The sequence below is a fragment of the Oleiphilus sp. HI0123 genome (assembly GCF_001635315.1).
The window spans coordinates 1-2,594 of the sequence record NZ_LWGE01001480.1; the positions used below are offsets into that span (position 1 = coordinate 1).

4 protein-coding genes are annotated in these 2,594 nt (G+C 44.4%); 2 read left to right on the top strand and 2 right to left on the bottom strand.

Annotated elements, in window-relative coordinates:
- Positions 1 to 372, bottom strand: a 372-nt coding sequence (locus A3761_RS19505) for a hydantoinase/oxoprolinase N-terminal domain-containing protein (protein ID WP_304439628.1), incomplete at its 3' end; no start/stop codon positions are given.
- 55 nt (positions 373 to 427) lie between these two features.
- Between A3761_RS19505 and mutM the strand changes: the two genes are divergently transcribed.
- Positions 428 to 1,237, top strand: a complete 810-nt coding sequence (gene mutM, locus A3761_RS19510) for a bifunctional DNA-formamidopyrimidine glycosylase/DNA-(apurinic or apyrimidinic site) lyase (protein WP_068508774.1) — start codon at positions 428 to 430, stop codon at positions 1,235 to 1,237.
- 31 nt (positions 1,238 to 1,268) lie between these two features.
- Positions 1,269 to 1,718: a hypothetical protein gene (locus A3761_RS19515; protein WP_231875638.1), complete on the top strand. Its 450-nt coding sequence runs from the start codon at positions 1,269 to 1,271 to the stop codon at positions 1,716 to 1,718.
- Positions 1,719 to 1,788: 70 nt separating this feature from the next.
- Here the strand turns inward: A3761_RS19515 and cysQ are convergent.
- Positions 1,789 to 2,594, bottom strand: an 806-nt coding sequence (gene cysQ / locus A3761_RS19520) for a 3'(2'),5'-bisphosphate nucleotidase CysQ (protein WP_369808235.1), incomplete at its 5' end; no start/stop codon positions are given.

The window sequence follows — 2,594 nt, forward strand, 5'->3', positions numbered from 1 at the left end:
GGCATTGAGGTTATAGAGTTCTTTGCGAGCTTGGCGGCCGATGCTCAGGATATCGCCAAAACCATTATTGGTGATATAGACGGTACGAGCACCTTTTCGTTCAAGCGCTGCATTGGTAGCTACCGTACTTCCATGAATAATACAAAGCTGTTTATTATCGACAGCTGAGTTTAAACCTAGTTCTTCTATTCCCTGCAAGATTGCTTGAGCAGGGTTTGAAGGGGTTGATAGTACTTTATGAATACGCACTTCTTGTTCAGTGAGCAAGACAAAGTCGGTAAAAGTGCCTCCGGCATCAACACCTAAGTACAGGATTTCATCCTCATCGCTTAAAGAAGATTTGGGATTGTGAAGCTTAGGGGAATTGGACACTTGCCTTTCCTTTGTATCAAAATGCGTGATTTGTTCTATCTATGAGGAGCCAAGTTTGCCTGAATTGCCAGAAGTAGAAACCTCTCGCCGGGGCATTGAGCCTTATATCAAGGGGCATAAAATCTTATCTATCAAGATCTATCAGCAAGCTTTGCGTTGGCCTGTTTCTAATGAACTCTATGAAATGACAAACCAGCCGGTTAGTGATGTTCTCAGGCGAGGTAAGTATATAATCATCTGTGTCCCTGACGGAAGTATACTGCTGCATTTAGGTATGTCTGGGAGTTTGCGTATAGTCGACGAGAGGACGCCACGGATAAAACATGATCATGTTGAATTCCACCTTTCCTGTGGAAAAATACTGCGCTTTAACGATCCGCGAAGGTTTGGCAGCATACTATGGTCTTCCAATTGGCAAGCGCATCCTTTAATTGCTTCTTTGGGGCTTGAACCTCTAAATGAGGAGTTCGACGGAGCGTATCTTCATCAAGCTGCCAAAAAGAGAAAACAAGCGGTTAAACAGTTCCTGATGAATAGTAAGCTCGTTGTTGGTGTTGGCAATATTTATGCAAACGAAGCTTTGTTCAAAGCGGGCATCTCTCCTATTCGCTCAGCCTCTCAAATCTCTTTAAAGCGCTATAACTTGCTTGCAGATACCATCAAAGAGGTCTTGCGTAAGTCCATCAAACAAGGAGGTACAACTCTAAAAGACTTTGTGGGAAGTGATGGAAAGCCAGGATACTTTAAGCAAGAGCTGAATGTGTATGGCCGAGGGGGTGAAGCCTGTGTCGAGTGTGGACAAGCGCTAAAGGAAATCAGGCAAGGTAATCGTGCAACGGTGTACTGTTCACAGTGTCAAAAATAATCTATTCGCCCGATTCGACAGTGGAGATATTGTGTCTATACTGAAATCAATGACAGATTTCAGGCATTTGTTCAGTAAGCTTAGGCTATTCAAGCAAACACCAGATACTGAACACTATGTGAAAGGCACCCAAGGAGACAAGTTCATGTACAGCCAATTTACCAAAGCCCTAAAAGTTATTATGTTCAGCCTTGTGTTGGCGCTACCCGCGACGGGCTGGTCAAACACGATTGAAGAAACGCCTTCAGCCGTTGCGATGACCGGCGACGCCTTGTTTGTAAGACCCGTAATGATTGCGACAACTATCTTAGGTGCAGCAATCTTTATCGTTTCTTCACCATTTTCTGCCTTAGGTGGTAATGTTGAGGAGTCCTTCGATGAACTGGTGGCTGGGCCTTTTAATACAGCGTTTATCCGCTGCTTAGGTTGTACAATGACCGGTCGTAAAGTCAGCGCGATAGTTTCCCAGGAAGAAGAATAAGCTTCACTTCTTCTTTCAAATAAAAAAGGCTGGTGTGATACCAGCCTTTTTTATTTCTATTCAAACTAGTTTAGTTTGATGCCTTTTGAATAAGCGCTTTCCAGTCAAAGCTCTGATCGCCTAAGGCGTGAAAGAATGGATTTAAAATATCTGCTTTCTGGTTGTAAGTGAGAGGTTTTAGATCGATATCGAGGATTTCACCGCCCGCAGCATTGAGTACGGCGTGTGCAGCAGCAGTATCCCACTCGCTTGTGAGCGCTAAGCGCGGATACCAATGAGCCGTTCCTTCCGCAATGGCACAGATTTTCAGTGAACTACCCATGCTGACTAAATTAATATCGTCAAATACCTCAGCGACATGCTTAAGAAGTTCATCCAAGGCTTCAGCTCCGTGGCGCCTGCTACCAACAACAGCCAGTGTGTCCTGAGTATTGACTGCGCTCACCTTAAGCTCAGTCTTAGCACCTTTTTCTTCTTTCCAGGCTCCTTGCCCTTTTAATCCGTAATACAGTGTTTGTGTAACAGGAACGTAGACAAGCCCCAGAATAGCTTCACCGTCTTCGATCAAAGCAATATTGACGGTAAACTCGCCATTTTTATTAATAAATTCTTTAGTACCGTCTAAAGGGTCAACCAGCCAATAACGCTGCCATGAAGAGCGCTCAGAAAACTGAGGCATACCACCTTCTTCAGAAAGAACAGGGTAGTTTAGAGCTAAGCTTGTTAAGCCTTGGTCTATCACCATATGAGCGGCGTGGTCAGCTTTGGTAACCGGAGAGTCATCGGCCTTGTTCTCAACTTCGATTGGCGAATCGGAGTTATAAACTTCGAGAATAGCCTCGCCCGCATCGATAACGATTTTCTTTAAATCTGGTA